Raw genomic sequence first — 16,120 nt, 5'->3', positions numbered from 1 at the left:
GTTATGACCCGTTATTTTTCTGATTTAGTTGAGCAGTCTATTTCGCGTAGCAAAGAGTCAACGTTAAGTGTTCTTGGTATAACAGACCCTAATTTACGCAATCACTTGAGTGACATTATGTCTGTTGATTGTGGTCAAGAGGATGCGTTCCTTGCTCCGCCATTGTTCGAGCATACTTTCGGTTGGGAGTACGCTGAACTCAAGGTTGCTGAACTGGAGGGAAATCTACTCTCTAAAGCGGTGATTGATGCTCTTGATGACAAAAGCAATGGTCGATACCGATTTGAGGCTAAGTTCAATCCATTTCGACACCAGCTTGAGGCGTGGGGTACTCTTCTTGAAGATACTCCAAAGTCTGTAGTTGTCACATCTGGTACAGGTTCGGGTAAAACAGAATGCTTTATGGTCCCGGTATTGGAAGACCTTTACCGCGAGTACCACCAGAAACAATCGCCATTAGTGGGAGTAAGAGCTCTTTTCCTATACCCATTAAATGCGTTGATTAATTCGCAGCAAGAACGTTTAGATGCTTGGACTAAGCACTTTGGAGAGGGCATTCGATACTGCTTGTACAACGGTAATACTGAAAACAGTGAGAACAAAGTTCGTAAACTGCAGCAAGAGCATCGTAATGAAGTTCATTCTCGCGAGTTAATGCGTAAAGAACCAGCACCAATCCTCGTGACCAACGGCACCATGCTTGAATATATGCTGGTAAGACAAATTGATGCGCCAATAATCGAACAGTCGAGAGCAGAAAAGTCTCTACGTTGGATTGTTCTTGATGAAGCCCATACTTATGTGGGCTCACAAGCCGCTGAACTGTCATTGCAACTACGTAGAGTGCTACATGCTTTTGGTGTAGAGGCTAAAAATGTTCGTTTTGTCGCCACCTCAGCAACCATTGCCGATGCCAATGCAACGGAACAACTGACCGACTATCTATCCAAACTAGCGGATGTGCCCAAAGATCAAATCAAAGTGATCGGTGGACGTCGTGTTATTCCGGAACTGGACTTTGTAGAAAGCGTTGAGCTCTCTCTAGACGATTTAGAGGGTATAGAGCCAGGCGGTGAACCTAGCAAAAAGCCAAATCCTGAAATATCAAAGGAGCGATTCGTTGCGCTTCAAGCTTCTTCCTATGCACATATCTTGAGAAAAGTAATTGTCGAAAGTGATGCGCCACTGACGCTCAGTGAGATCAATGAGAAGTCGAGCGTTTTATCCAATCAACCACAGTTAAGCCAGCAAGAATTGTTACGCTGGTTAGATCTATTGACCGGAACGAAACGAGATAAATATTCGGAAGCGTTTTTAAAGCTGCGAGCTCATTTTTTTCAACGAATGACGATTGGTTTGTGGGCATGTATCAATAGAAACTGTTCTTGTAAACAAGGAACACAGCTTGAACAAGAGTGGCCATTTGGTAATGTTTATGCGGTGCAAAGGCAAACTTGTGATTGCGGCGCACCCGTTTTAGAACTCAGTTTCTGTTTAGAGTGTAATGAGCCTCATTTGATGGGGCTAGATAAAAAAGGCAAGCTACTTCAGTGGAACGGCAGTGCAGGAGATGAATTCTCACTGCAACAAGAAAGGCTTGATGAAGAAGATCAAGACGTTCAGCAGTTAGATGATACCGATCGTTACCCTGAAATGTTTGGTGCTAAGCAAGATGAGCACGAGCATTATGCAGCTATCAATATTGGTAAAGATGGCATCATTGGTTCAGTAAAGCCAGGGTATGAACTCATGATGGATACTGCGAAAAAACAAACCTGCTGTTCCTGTAATTTTGAGGGATACAACGATGGTTCTCCGTTCCGCCGGGCTATTTTAGGCGCACCATTTTATATTGCCAATGTTGTTCCGACATTATTAGAGTTTTGCCCTGATATTGTTGCTGATGGTCCCGAGGGGCCTCAATCTTTACCCGCACGTGGTAGACGATTAATTACCTTCACCGATAGCCGTCAAGGTACAGCTCGCTTGTCCGTAAGAATGCAGCAAGAAGCTGAGCGGTCCAAGCTACGTGGTGCTGTGGTTGAAGTATTGCGAGAAAAACAGCTTTCTCAGCCTCATAACGCTGATAGGCCTTCAGAGGGAGTATCAGCACAAGACCTTCTTGCTAAAGCTGAAGAGCTAAGAGCAATGGGGATGAATGGTCCAGCTGAGATGCTGGAAGTTCAAGCGAGCGCAATTGACAGTGGTGGCTCCGAGTTAACTCTGGCTACGCTGAGCTGGAACGAAATGGTGACAGAACTTGCTAAAAAGAGTGATTTAAATGGTGCAATGCTTCAGTACAACCAATATTTGTCGCCAGAAATATTCAAGCAATTTGACGGTAGTGCAAAGCTCGCTGACATGCTGTTGTTTCGAGAGTTTGCACGTCGCCCTAAACGACAAAATAGTTCAGAAACCCAAGGCTTGGTCAAGGTTGGTTATGCCGGGCTCGATAAAATCAAAACCTGTCCCGCTTATTGGGAGGAATATGGTTACGAACTCGATGATTGGTTAGATTTCATAAAGGTATCTCTCGACTTTTATATTCGTGAAAATAATTTCTTACGTCTCGAAGATGCTGGCTGGTTGAAATGGGTTGGTAGCCGTTTTGCTTCGAAATCGTTGCGTAACCCTGACTCTGAAGAAGCCAATGAAGGACGAGTAAAAAAGTGGCCACAAATTCGCAGTGGCAATCACAATCGCCTTGTCAAACTGTTAGCAGCAACCTCAAACATAAACGCTGACTCTTCCATCGGTAAGGATATCATCAATAGTTGGCTATCTAGTGCATGGCGTGAACTTACTGTAAACACTCGGATTTTATCGCCCGATAACAATCGCTTTGCTCTAGACCGTAATAAGATAACTTTCTCCTTCGTTGATAAAGTGCACATTTGCAAAGTCACTAATAAGCTTATTGACACTACCTTTAGGGGCATTTCACCTTATCTCCCGCGTAAGGTGGAAGATATTAGTCAATACAAATGCGTTGAAGTGGAATTTCCGTGTGTTTGGCAGGTTGAAGCAACTCAACATGACTATCAGAAAGGGCTGAAACACATACGCGAGGTAGTTGGTAAAGACTCTAAGGTATCATATTTAAGAGAGCACAATCTGTGGACGGATATCAACGATCGTGCTGTCGAAGGGGGACTTTACTACCGCACAGCGGAGCACTCTGCACAACAAAGCTCTGATCGCCTAAATGAATATGAAGATCTGTTCAAAAAAGGAAAAATCAATGTTCTTAACTGTTCAACCACAATGGAAATGGGTGTTGATATTGGCGGTATCAGTGCGGTTGTAATGAACAATGTACCACCACACCCAGCAAACTATTTGCAGCGAGCGGGTCGGGCTGGGCGAAGTAAAGAGTCTCGTGCTATTTCATATACACTATGCAAAGGAAACCCTCACGATCAGCAAGTGTTCCAACAACCAAAGTGGCCATTTGTAACAAAAATTCCAGCACCGTATATCGCGTTTAACTCTCAGAGGTTGATTCAGCGACATTTGAATTCGTTGTTGCTTTCAATCTTTTTGAAGACACAGATTGGCTCAACTAACAAAGAAAAAACCTCTTTGAACTTGGAATGGTTTTATTTACCTGAAGGCAATGCCGTTTGTGACAGCTTCCTCAATTGGCTTGAGAGCGATGCAAGAGACTGGGACTCTGATGTGACTGCATTGGTTCGTGGAACTGGGCTAGCAGGTAGCCAACCTTATACATTGCGTGCTTTCGCATCTAACGTTATCCAGCAACTCAAAAGTAAATGGTTTAATGAGTACAACTATTTAGAGCAGGAGTTAGTCGTAGCTGATGTCGAGAGTCCTTACGCATATCGCCTTAGACTTGAAAAGAGCAGGCTGGTACAAGAGTATTTGCTGAGAGAGCTTGCATCCAAAGCATTCTTACCTGGTTACGGTTTTCCTACCGATGTCGTCAATTTTGACAACAACAATATTGAAGACTTTATCCGTGAGAAACAAGGTAAAGAAAAGAAGTCTAATGAACGAGAGGACAATGTCTCGCGCTTTAGAGGACTTCCAAGTCGCAACCTAGCGATTGCAATAAGAGAGTACTCTCCGGGTTCTGAGGTGGTTCTTGATGGACGAGTGTTTCGCTCTGGTGGGGTTACATTGCATTGGCACAATGTATCTGACTCTGGGGTTAATGAAGCTCAAAAATTCGACTTAGCTTGGCGCTGCGATAGTTGTGGACAAACAGGATATGAAGAGTCTGTTTCTGCATCATCACTAAACATGAATTGTACTAACTCAGCGTGTGGAGCTCCTATCAAAGGGCAACACATTAGACAAGTATTACAACCTACAGGCTTTGCTACAGACTTTTATCATGCTCCCTCAAATGACATATCGACACAAAAGTTCATTCCAGTGGAAGATGCCTGGGTTTCAACAGGAAAGGCTCCTTACATAGATCTTCCGAACACAGCGATGGGGTTCATGGTTTCAACGGCAGAAGGTACTGTCTTTAACCACAGCTCAGGAGAATATGGCAAAGGATATGCCTTGTGTATGTCTTGTGGTCGCGCAGAGTCGTTGGACAAAAACGGAGACTATCCAGCCGCGCTAAACCCTAGTACACCTCATAAACCGTTAAAAGCGGTTAAGAAAGACAAATCAGGTGAAGGAAATGTCACCTGTGATGGTTCGGCTACCTTGATGAAAGGGGTTCATCTTGGGTGCCACTCGAAAACGGATGTGTTTGAGTTAGTACTAAGTCATCCAGTTAGGCATGAGTATATTAGCTGTGACAACGATGGTCGTACCGTCGCAATGACATTAGCAGTCTCGCTTCGCGCGGCACTTGCAAAACAGCTAGGCATATCGACATCTGAAATGGGGTATGCGATTAGACCTACTATCATCGAGGGAACAACATCAGCGATGGTGATTCAGTTGTATGATGTTATTTCTGGTGGAGCTGGCTTCTCAAGTTCAGCAAGTCAATATATTCAGACAATTTTGGCGGATATGATTTCTGGGCTTACTTGCCCTAACTGCGTCTCTGGTTGTAGTGATTGTTTGTTAGAATCAGACACTCGTCATGATATAGATGAGATTGACACTGCGCTTGCAAGGGATTGGGTAGGGAATGACTTCAATCACTTTAACCGCCTTCCCGAGGCATTAGCCGAATATAGCCAAGGTGAGTACCAGCCCTATTCAGTTCTTGGAACAATTCGTAAGCAGATAAACTTAGGCGCTAAATCGTTAACTCTATTTCTGAATCCTGACTGTGATGAATGGGATCTGACTCACCCAGACTTCAAGCGAACTATTGCTGGATACCTCTTGAGTGATGAGATAGGTGTGGCCTTAGTCTTGACCTCCACCAAGTTAAGCCAGGAGTTTGAAGAGGAGCTGTGGACCTTCCAGAAGTTGGGTGTTCAGATTTCAAGAGCAGATGAGGTATCACCTCTCTTAATGGCACAATTAAGCGATGGAAATAAAGTATCAACGATTGCCAACACTGTAGCTGAAAACACGATCCCTGGAAAATTCTGGTTACAGCAAGGTGGTATATCGATTTGCTGCGAAGGCACTAAACTTCACCCAATAAGCCCTTTTGAACTGTCAATCAGTAAGAAGGGGGAAGCTCCACAGATAGAGTCAATAGAGTTGGTTGAAGAGCTGAATGGCTCATTGAGTATGTTCGGAAAAGCATTCTGGATTACCATGTTCAAAACCAACCCTAACCTTGCTGAGTTATTAAAGAGCGAAAGCATCTTTGAAGTTGAATATAGTGATCGATATATACAAAGCCCATCTTCAATGTTGATGATTTGTGAGCTGCTTGGCTACATATGCCGAGGCTTTGATAGCATTAGAACAGTCACGATTAATACGCTTTATCACGAAAAGCAAACAGTAGGTCACTATCTTCATCATGATTGGCAAGATAAGGGAGAGTTTATCGAGGCTTATGAGGTTTGGGGTGAGTTGAAGTTAGGTGTGAAACCTAGTGTGAAATGTCACGAAAAGCGCAGCTCTATCGCCCACCGAAGATTGCTAACTCTTAAACTAGAGTCTGGCAGAGAGCTAGTCTTCAAGTTTGATCAGGGGGTAGGGTACTGGCGTATTTCAGATACGACTTCGAGATTCGATACAGTGAAATACAGTTTTCACTCAGACTTAGGCCCACAACTGCGAGACTTAAGAAATAAAGAGTCAAACCTAGTTGTGAGCAATAGTGAGTCTTGGTCGACTGATGTGATGTTGCAAGTCAGAAAATCGTTTGTATCAACAGAACAATGAATTAAGTCAAGTTGAGGCACCTAGCTACAGGTGTCTCTAAATCTACAAACACCAGGTCGGCCTGGTGATTGGATTGTATTTAACATTGTCAATACACACGCGATTAGGCAGTATTAGCTGTATGTGTTTGAGGGTGTCAGTTTTGACACGTGTCAATATGATATTGTCGTTGTTGCTGACATGCTTTGGTAGAACAGATTTGCTTATATACAACAAAGCCCGCTTATAGCGGGCTTTGTTGTAAAATTTGGTGGGTCCGGGCGAACTCGAATCGCCGACCCCTACCATGTCAAGGTAGTACTCTAACCAACTGAGCTACGGACCCAAATTTTTGTTCTTAGTGCATTTAAGCAAGGAGTGGTGGGTCCGGGCGAACTCGAATCGCCGACCCCTACCATGTCAAGGTAGTACTCTAACCAACTGAGCTACGGACCCATTCCTTAAGAACGAGATGGATATTACCGAGACTTTTTGGGTCGTGCAAGAGCAAATTATTGGTTTTTAAACTGTTTGCTTCACAACTAATCGAATTGGCGTTTTTTTATACCAAAATAGAAAAGGAGAGCGGGATTGCTCTCCTCTAAGTGCTTAATTTATCGTCCTCGCCCGTCGACCATGACGATGAGTGTTTTGGTAATGATGCTGATATCCATCAGAATCCAAGATTTTAGCGAACGCAGTGATAAGGCATAACTATGGTCAAAGCCGACTTTTCTGCGAACGTCATCGATACAGGTGTCATAGCCTTGATTAACCTGCGCTAACCCTGTGATGCCTGGCATTACTCCATAGGTACGGTCAGCAAAGTAAGGGATGGCCGTTTCTAGCTTATTATAAAAGCTAGGGCGTTCAGGGCGTGGGCCAATCAATGACATATCGCCTCGGATGACATTAAACAACTGCGGGATCTCATCTAGGCGTGTCTTTCTCAAGAAACGACCAACTGGAGTAATTCTTGGGTCGTTCTCTGTCGCCCAGACTGCACCTGTACGCGTTTCTGCATCGACATACATGGTACGAAACTTAATGATTTCAAAGAACATCATTTGTTCTGGTGTCGATTTGCCCACACGCAGCTGCTTATAGAAAATAGGTCCTTTGGAGTCGAGTTTTATGGCTAAGGCAATCGCGGGCAAGATGGGTGAAAGCATCAAAAGCCCGATTACAGCGCATAGAAAATCGAAGATACGTTTTGCTAACCAGATTGAATATAAAGAAGATACGTTGCTCATAAGATGCTCCTTATCATTGAATTCTTGTCCAACGAGTGGCTTCGAAACCGAACAAATAGCGTAAGCCACCAATTAGGTTGGCAAAGTGTCCTGCTACTATGTATGTGATTAATTGACAGTATTTATGGCTAAATATGTGTGGGAACACATGCCCCAGAATTGCAACTGAGTAAACAGCGAGCTGTACAATGGTCCCGATAAAAAATATTGGATGGTGAATAAGTACGACAGAAAGCGCCAGACACAGAATCATGAGGTATGGTGTAATCAGTCTTAAACCTTTGCCTGAAAAGAAAGCAAAAGCGACGCCTTTGTATCGTGGTAAAAACAATTCTGCCAATTGCAGGGCTTGCTGCATGTTGCCAGCAGAAATTCTGAGTCGACGTTTAAAGTCGTTGTCGGTGTTGGTTGCTTCAAGCTCTAATGCGATCATGTCCTTGTCGTAGTCCACTCGATATCCTTTACGAATAATCTCCATTGGAATGATGAAATCGTCGTTGATAACGTTTTGCTTGAGCGGTTCAAACAAGTGAGTTCTGAACAAATAGAAAGCCCCATGAGCGCCAAGTGTGCTACCCAAACTCGCCTCATGCAGTTTCATTCTGCTTTGGTATTGCCAGTATTTGCTTTCACCTTCACTGCCACTAGAAAGTAATTGGTAATGTCCGTTAACAGCACCTACAGTTTTATCTTTGAAGTGCTGGTTGGCGACCAGCAGGGCATCGACAGAAATCAGAGCTGACACATCGCTCAATGCTGTAATGTCACTTGATATCGTTAGCATCTGCTCATTCACTAGTGCAACCTTTCCGCGGTTCTCTTCAAATACCCGAATTTCAAAATGTGTATCACAGCAAATGGCTTCTTGAATCGTGTTCTGAGCCACTTGAGCAGTATTGTCGGTACAACCATCACAAGCGACGATGACGTTATAATGTTCTTTCGGGTAATCCAGACAGGCTAAGTTGCGAATTTTGTCTGCGATCCACTGTTCTTCGTTATATGCAGGGATAAGAATGGTGATGTCAGCACATTGTCTATCTGAACGAGCGATCTTGTAACCACGTTCAATTGGCTTTACTTTTTCCACTGGGTGGCGCTTAGAATACCAAGCAAGCACAAGAGGGTAGCCGACATGGTGATAGACGATGAGCCCAGCACAGATTGTGAAGAAAATTCCAATGGTCAGATCAATCATGCGTATTCCTCCTGTGTTATTGCGCTATAGGCATCCACCATTTTTCGAATGTCGTTATTGTTGACAACAAACTGGCGTGGTGAGGATTGAGGGGACTCAAGCAACATTTGGGATAGCTTCAAAGCAAGCTCACTACTATTTTCTGCTTCCGCGAGCTGACTTGTTATAGGACATAACGTTTCATTGGTGCCACCAACGTTTGTCGCGACTGTAGGAACGCCACACGCTTGCGCTTCCAGTGGAGCAAGGGGGAAACCCTCGCATCTTGATGGCATGCAAAATACATCGAGAGCACGATAAAAGGTTGGCATGTCCTCAACTAAATCGAGAAATCGTACTTGATGAGAGATAGATAAGTCTTCAGCCAGTCGTGCTAATGCGTCCTTTTGGCTTCCTATGCCTGCAATAGCGAGAGTCACATTGCTATTAATGAGAGGGAGTGCCATGAGAAGGATATCGTGACCTTTTACTTTTTCGAGGCGTCCAGCGGAACCTATGATTTTTCCATGCGCAGGTAGGCCAAGCTCACAGCGTGCCTGTGCCTGAGATCCCGGCTTGAATCTTTCACAGTCTATGCCGTTTTTTATTACAGTGATATTGGCATAGTTGAGTTTCTCATCTAATTGCTCTTTTACTAGCCCAGCATCTGCCACCAGATTGGGACGGGATAGTTTCAAGGCAAGGCTTTGCAACAGAAGATGTTTTTGGTTGTTAAGATGCCAAGCGTCGTGTTCTGTGTGGACTATGTGTTGAACACCTGCCAGTTTAGCTGCAGTCGCTCCATAAATCAGAGGCCCAATGTGGTGAGTGTGAACGACTCTAGGTTTAATTTGTTTGAATAGTTTACGCAGTTTAGATATCGCCTCAAAATCAAAACCGGGCTTCTTGGTTAGAAAGATAAGTTTATCTTCAACGTTCTTTAAGCTTGGCCAGTTTGCCAATGTTTCGCAGCGACTTCCTTCGAGACTGATAAGGAAAACGTTCTCGTCTGGTTTAGCAAACTTGAGCATGTTGATGGCTAATGTTTCTAATCCACCTGGTGCCAAATGCTGAACAACATGTATGGTTGTTTTCGGTTGACTGGTCATGCGGTTTCCTTGGTGTTCGATGGTTTAAATTAGAAATTGCATAACCTGTGCCAAAAAAAAGTCCCTATATAACAGTGCCTTAAGTTTCCATGTGTGAGGTGTTTTATTTTGAGATTCTTTATGATTGAAACGGTTTTATTTTAGGAATTGCAGTGATCACCTGTTTGCCTGTTAGAGATTGCAACTCACTCGCGCTTCGAACCGAAGTATCAAAAAGCTCAATGAGCGTAGCGATACCACAGCCTAGGCCAATGCCTGCGACGAACCCTGCGATAATAAATATGACTATGGGTAGGTTAGCTGGTGAACTTGGCGTATAAGGTAAATCAATGATCTTGACTCGCTTGTTTTGCTCAAAGATACCTAATGAGCCTGTAAGTTGAGCCATCTCATACCTTTGAATCAACTCATCGTAGAGTTGTCTTTTGATTTGAACATCCCTCTGCAACTGGAACATGTCTTTTGCGTTGTCGCCGAAGCGGTTCGCTTGTTGCTCAAGATCTTCAATCATTTTACGCAAGCTTTTGGTTTCTTCACTCAGGGATTCAAATCTTCCCCGCACTAGCTGAAGGCTGTGTAACTGGGTAACGAGCAAAGGTTGAATTTGGCTGATGTCAGACAAAGTGTTGCTACTCGCGATATCCCAAAGCTGGTCGCTGCTAATATTTGGCTGCTCAACTTTAAGAAGTTCCGAACGTTCGTTTTCAAGTCGACGAAGTTCCCGCTGTTTGCCGAGTACAGCGCTATGACTATCAGTATATTTAGCTCTTAGTAAAGTTAGCTCACTGCGAATTTCAATGATTTGATCTTCAATTTTACCTACGACGGGGTTGGTTTTAGACAGTTGCTGATCGAGTGAGCCCAGACTCCGCTCAACCCCAGCAAGTTCCGCCTCTTTCTCGGCTAAGTTTTGCTTCAGGCTAGCAAGCCTCGCAAGACTCTGACTTTGCATTTCAGGTGTAACGGAGGCGTTTTTGTTCTTAAAATCAGCAAGCGCTGTTTCTGCTAAGTCGAGATCTTCTCTTCGCTTATCAATATGCATGGTGAGAAACTCACTTGAATCTTTGATTGAAGAGCGTTCTGGGGCCAGCATTTGCTCTATAAAGTGCTCGCTGACAGATTCTAATAGTTCTTTCATGCCTTGAGGTTGAGTAGAAGAAAGCTGGATTTTAAGGAAATCCTTTCCAGGCTGGGTAACCGTTAAGCTTGCTGCGAGCTCTGCGATGACTTGATCCACTTGAAAAGGGGACATTGAATCGTCAATCAGTCCACGCTCTTTGGCAACGGATCTTAAAATATGTCGACTCTTGAGCAATGTACTCAGAGCTGCCAAACGCTCCTTGAGCATGGTTGAAACTGCGATATCTTCCAGAAACGGGTTCATTTTTGCCGTTTCCTGAATCAGCATACTGGTATGGGAAACGTATTTCTCCGGAGCCATTTTCCCGACGAAGTATCCAGCAAAAGGCATGATCAGCATTGGTAGAACAATTACGTACCTCTGTCTCCAAGCTGCATTAAGGATAATGATAAAGCGCAGTTTCAGTTCATTCATAGTGACTCCAGAAGCTGATTGACAACTCGACTTCGAGCATCCCAGCTGTCGCGACGAACAATCTCGGTATCAGTGTTTCCTATACTGAGAACCTGATTAAGTGATTGGCTAAACTGTTTCGCATCGTTGGCAATACTGACGTGTGATCGATAAGGAGCAAGTGCTGGAAACGGCGTTGTAACTACAGGTGTTCCGGCTGCTAGGTACTCCATCAGTTTTAAAGGGCTACAGGCTTGAATCTGATCATTGAACAAGAAAGGCAGCATGCTCGCATCCCAGTGCTGACTGTATCGAGGCAACTCTCGGTGTGGTTTTGGGCCCAAGTAAAATACATTTGGAAAGTTCGGCAGAGGATTATGATCTAGCTCCAATGGCCCGATAAAAACGAAGTTCCAGTGAGGATTATCTAAACAGACTTGAGCTATCAATTTATAGTCCAGCCATTGGGATATGCTGCCGTAAAAACCAGCAATGGGCTTACCGTCTAAGGGAAGGTCTCGAGCACGGCTTACAGATGTGTTAAATAATTCATAGTCTACGCCATGAGGGATGTGCGCGGTTTTTAATCCGTCAAACTTTTTGCAGATTTCCTCGCTTGCACCCAAGATAAGGTGAGCTTTCTCAGCCAGCCTTCTCTCATGATTACTCACTGTTTCATGATCAACACCAGCAAGTGAGTTGAAATCGTCTCCACAGTAATAAACAACCGCAGCTTCATCTAGGCTGCCACATAAGTCCGCTGCAGTCGGAAGAGAAGTCCACAAAATCGGTTTTTTTAGCCCCAGTTTTTCGATGATGGGCTTGAGTTGAGCTAGTAGCATAGACTTTGCTATTTCCCTTGCCCACGAAGATTTTGGAGCAGGGATAGTTTTTAAGTTTACGACAGTGATATTTGTACTCAGTTGCTCATTTTTCGACGAGTAGCCTTTTTTGCTTTGGCCTAGTAGCTTAGCGAAAGCTCGAGCAAAATCTTTTTTATTAAGCTTAGGCTGACGTAGGCCGATTGAGTTAACCCAAAGCACTTTTCTATTCGCAGCTAGTCGAGAAACGATGTGTTGTGTACTTGAAGGTAAGCCTCCAAAGTCTTCGCCAAATACGATGAGATCACGCATTATTCCATCTCCTTACTCGTTAGTTTACGAACCACTTTGGCGGGGTTGCCAGCTGCAACAACATAGGAAGGAAGGCTTTTCGTTACGACACTGCCAGCCCCTACAATGGTACCTTGACCAATAGTAACGTTCGGGCAGACGGTAACATTTGTACCTAACCAAACGTCTCTTTCTAAGGTGATGTTGCCAATGTCTCTTTCACTATCGCCAGCCCCCAAGGCTCTTTTCCCCGCGTGTAAAGAATGGCCAGAATAACCAAAGAGAAACGCTCTACCAGCCATTCTTACGTTGTCGCCAATAACAATGCGTTTACCAACCGCTATTGTAGTTTGCCATCCGATGTCGACGTTATTGCCAACGATAAGCTCTGTTTCTAATGATTGGGTGCGACCGCTGAATGTGCTTTGTCCTGAGATCCTGCAGTCGTCTCCCAAATAAATTTTAAGGGGGCCGGTTACGAGTGGAACACCACCAAATAGATAAAGTCGTTTGCCAAATTGAGTGAGGCGGCCTTTAAAGGCTGGCGTGTGAATCAGAATTCTAACCATATTGGCAAAGAGGGCTTTGCTTCCGTTGTAGAGAAAAGCAGTTGTTTTATTGAAGATGCTTGGAGTTGGAAGGTCGCAAGCGCGAATGTTTTTCAAAATGACAAACAATTTGCGATAAACAGGGTTCGGGTTCTCTTTTAGCCAAATTTTGACCTCGTTAATGTGTGTAGCCAGCATAAGCGCCTCCGCATTTTTATATTTCAATAGGAGGTGTTACACGTAACGTGCCAAAAATTAAACTTATTAAAAACAATTGGTTATATATGAATCTTGTCGTCCTTCTGCGTATTCTCATTTTGAGAATGGTTTTGAACAATACGATTCAGGGCGATGCATAGAGCGGCAAGGATATAAATAGGCCAGGTAAAGCCTTGAGTGAGGAATGTGCCCGATACGATTGTCCCCATAATGCCAGCGTATACTGCCGCGGCTGTTGCGTGAAGGTAAGGAGAGTAGTTATCTGGCACTGCATCTAGAAGTGACAGCGTTTGTTTGCTGGTTTTGACTAGTGAGTAGATACACCCAATGAATACTATCAGGCCAAGGAAACCTGTTTCTGCTAGCACACCAAACCAGGTCGAATGTACGGCATGGTTTAGTCCATCCCAGTGAGGGCTATAGAAAAAGTAATTAGCGTAGAAGTTGTTCAGTCCAACGCCTGTTAAAGGATTGGCCACAGCCATACCAAAAGCCGCTTCCCAAGCATAGAGTCGACCCATCGCCGAAGCATCAATGCCTTCTTCCGCGGCGCCTCCTGACTGTCTGTCAGAAATCCCCGCTGCTGCAAACAGAACAAGTAAACCAATAGTTCCAATCAACGCGAGTAGAAACTTGGAACGTATAATACGCAAGCCGAATATTCCGAATACCGCGATTGAACCGAGTAATCCACCTCGGCTTTGGGTTGCGATAACAGCACTCAACGCCAATATCGTAGCGACTAAACCTAGAATTCGAACGCTGCCAAGGTTTTTTGTGGTCATCAAACTGATGGCAAAGGCAAGGGGGAACATAAGTACTAGTGACAAATCATTTGGGTCACCTAAAACTGAACCAAGTTGACGGCCAATGGTGACTCGTGTTCCTTCTACCAGGCCAATGCCATTAATGGAATTGGATAAGGCTACAAATGCAATCAAGCTTCCTGCTAATACGATTAGAATACTAATGCGTTTGACATTTTGAACGCTATTTACGAGCCATGCGATTGCCAGAGTCATGACGATGATCTTCCAATAGATCGACTTGAAGTAGGTAATAGCTAAACCGGGATTGGATGATAATACGGCTCCAACGAGCACCAACAGCCAAAACACTGCGAACCAAGTCAGGCTTTGATGCCAGAACATCTGAAGATTTTTGCTGATTAAACTGTGCCACAACAGAGCACTTAATGCTCCGACTGAAAGTAACAAAGGGATTTTTAGCGAGTAAAGAGCAGGGATGGCTTCGTGAATTCTGAAAAATGAAAACAAGACAAATAAGCTGACCAACCAAAAAGTTTGGTTTAGCACGAAAAGTATCCCAAGAGGCATCATGCTAAGCACAACGGCAACAGCAGGATGAGGGACGAGCTTCCAAACCAGTGCAATGAAGATACACACTCCAGAGGTAATGACGGCCGGATAAAGCTTATCTGCATGCATCATAGCGTACGCTCCACATGATTATGACGATGAGTTTTTTGGACAGAACTTGCAGAAAGTGAAATAAATCTTAGTTTGTGCAGCAATGCGATTAGCGCCATAGGTTGCAATACAAGCATTACCCCAGCCGTTTCTAATGAATGATTGAACCACCCACTGATCGTGAATATTGAACTAATAAGGACAAACGCCAACAATGCGCCATACCGATAGGGAATATGGCATAGTGACTGGCTTAGGCGGTATATCAAAGTAAGGCGAATAAACTGGCCCATACACAGGCTGAGTAGGATAGCTGTAACGCCTGTTTCTTTAGTCAGCCAAGCACTGACGAGTGCCACTGCTGTCGCAACAATATTGATAATAAAAAGCTTGCTTGTTTGCTTTGCATACAACACACCGATATTGAGCATTTCTACCATTTCTTTGAGCAACATTATTACGATACACAGAACAACAAGCTGACCAGCAGATTGGTAGTCCGTGGGTAGCGCAAGGCTGATAAAACATTGGCTCATCCACATAACAATGACACCCAGGAAGCACAAAGCGATAATGCCGTGTTGAGTGTTAAGCGCGACTTTTTCTTTGCCGAGAGTTTCAAGTACTTCGAAGCGCTTTGGCATCCACCACATATGGAAGGGTTGAATCAGAATCCCCAACGCAAGGGCAAATTTGACGGCCACTGCGTATATACCTAAGGTTTCTAATGTGTGCGCTTCGGCAATGATCCATCGCTCGGCACCAGAAAGTCCAAATGCGACTGCGGCTGATAACATCAAAGGGAACGAGTATTGGATGTAGCGTTTGTAGTGAACAAGGGTAGGCAGTTTGAAAGAAAGCTTGTTGTGGAAATGGAGATAAGTTACCTGAAGTACGGCACACAGAACGCCAACGCTAAATAATAAAGTAACGTCTGGATTGTTGGTGAGTATCAAAATGACCAGAGAGACCTGAATGAGCAAAGTAACAAAACTGATTTTGAAAAAAGTCACCGCCTTGTTGTTTAGTCTTAACCAAGCTAAGCAAATTGCGAGAGGTGCCTCAACTATTACTACGATCGTTATCAGTGTCATTTGTTCAGTGTTGATGGTTAACGCTGCATGAGACACGGCAAAATAACCTGCGAATAATACCCCTGCGAGTAGCAAGGATGTCGAAAAAGAACTGGAGTACAATTCGCATACTCGAGCAAAGCGAGTTGATGCATCCTTTATCGTACCAATGAAGCGATAAAGATTTTCGTGCATTGCTAAACCGACCATCAGGCTGAAAAAAACAGTGGTGATAGAAAGTAATTCAAGGTGGCCAAACTGTGATGGTGTTAAGTAACTTGCCATGAAGGGGAGCATGAGTAGTGATGTCCCTTTCATCATAAGCAGGCTCAGAGCATAGAGCGCCATACTGGTGACGTTGTCTTGTTTAAACCACTGCAATATTCTATGTCGCATAACATGTT

At 44.1% G+C, this 16,120-nt stretch carries 9 protein-coding genes and 2 tRNA genes; 1 reads left to right on the top strand and 10 read right to left on the bottom strand.

Annotation, left to right across the window (positions count from 1 at the left end; all coding sequences use genetic code 11):
- Positions 1-3 precede the first annotated feature (3 nt).
- Complete coding sequence (locus tag CTT30_RS08235; RefSeq protein WP_252034598.1) at positions 4-6,282, top strand: DEAD/DEAH box helicase; 6,279 nt, start codon at positions 4-6, stop codon at positions 6,280-6,282.
- Positions 6,283-6,530: 248 nt separating this feature from the next.
- Here the strand turns inward: CTT30_RS08235 and CTT30_RS08230 are convergent.
- From CTT30_RS08230 to CTT30_RS08185, 10 genes are all read right to left on the bottom strand, one after another.
- Positions 6,531-6,607: transfer RNA gene (locus CTT30_RS08230), tRNA-Val, on the bottom strand.
- Between the two features lie 33 nt (positions 6,608-6,640).
- Positions 6,641-6,717: transfer RNA gene (locus CTT30_RS08225), tRNA-Val, on the bottom strand.
- 158 nt (positions 6,718-6,875) lie between these two features.
- On the bottom strand, positions 6,876-7,514 hold the full coding sequence (locus tag CTT30_RS08220; RefSeq protein WP_006962371.1) for a sugar transferase: 639 nt from the start codon (positions 7,512-7,514) through the stop codon (positions 6,876-6,878).
- A gap of 13 nt (positions 7,515-7,527) precedes the next feature.
- Positions 7,528-8,712: a glycosyltransferase family 2 protein gene (locus CTT30_RS08215; RefSeq protein ID WP_252034596.1), complete on the bottom strand. Its 1,185-nt coding sequence runs from the start codon at positions 8,710-8,712 to the stop codon at positions 7,528-7,530.
- Positions 8,709-9,800 (bottom strand): glycosyltransferase, encoded by a 1,092-nt coding sequence (locus tag CTT30_RS08210; protein WP_252034594.1) that lies wholly within the window; start codon positions 9,798-9,800, stop codon positions 8,709-8,711. The genes CTT30_RS08215 and CTT30_RS08210 overlap by 4 nt, the downstream gene beginning before the upstream one ends.
- A 118-nt stretch (positions 9,801-9,918) precedes the next feature.
- The gene (locus tag CTT30_RS08205) at positions 9,919-11,355 is read right to left on the bottom strand and encodes a GumC family protein (protein WP_006962368.1); all 1,437 of its coding nucleotides are present in this window, start codon (positions 11,353-11,355) and stop codon (positions 9,919-9,921) included.
- The gene (locus tag CTT30_RS08200; protein ID WP_252034592.1) at positions 11,352-12,467 is read right to left on the bottom strand and encodes a glycosyltransferase; all 1,116 of its coding nucleotides are present in this window, start codon (positions 12,465-12,467) and stop codon (positions 11,352-11,354) included. The genes CTT30_RS08205 and CTT30_RS08200 overlap by 4 nt, the downstream gene beginning before the upstream one ends.
- A complete protein-coding gene (locus CTT30_RS08195; protein WP_006962366.1) occupies positions 12,467-13,192 on the bottom strand; it encodes an acyltransferase in 726 nt (241 codons plus the stop codon). Before CTT30_RS08195 ends, CTT30_RS08200 begins: the two co-directional genes overlap by 1 nt.
- An 80-nt stretch (positions 13,193-13,272) precedes the next feature.
- A complete protein-coding gene (locus CTT30_RS08190; protein WP_252034590.1) occupies positions 13,273-14,664 on the bottom strand; it encodes an O-antigen ligase family protein in 1,392 nt (463 codons plus the stop codon).
- A complete protein-coding gene (locus tag CTT30_RS08185; RefSeq protein WP_252034588.1) occupies positions 14,661-16,112 on the bottom strand; it encodes a lipopolysaccharide biosynthesis protein in 1,452 nt (483 codons plus the stop codon). Before CTT30_RS08185 ends, CTT30_RS08190 begins: the two co-directional genes overlap by 4 nt.
- Between the last annotated feature and the right edge of the window lie 8 nt (positions 16,113-16,120).

Source organism: Vibrio coralliilyticus (assembly GCF_024449095.1).
Classification (GTDB): Bacteria; Pseudomonadota; Gammaproteobacteria; order Enterobacterales; family Vibrionaceae; genus Vibrio; species Vibrio coralliilyticus_A.
The sequence above is the reverse complement of the archived record's forward strand: the minus strand, read 5'-3'. Positions and strand labels throughout refer to the sequence as shown.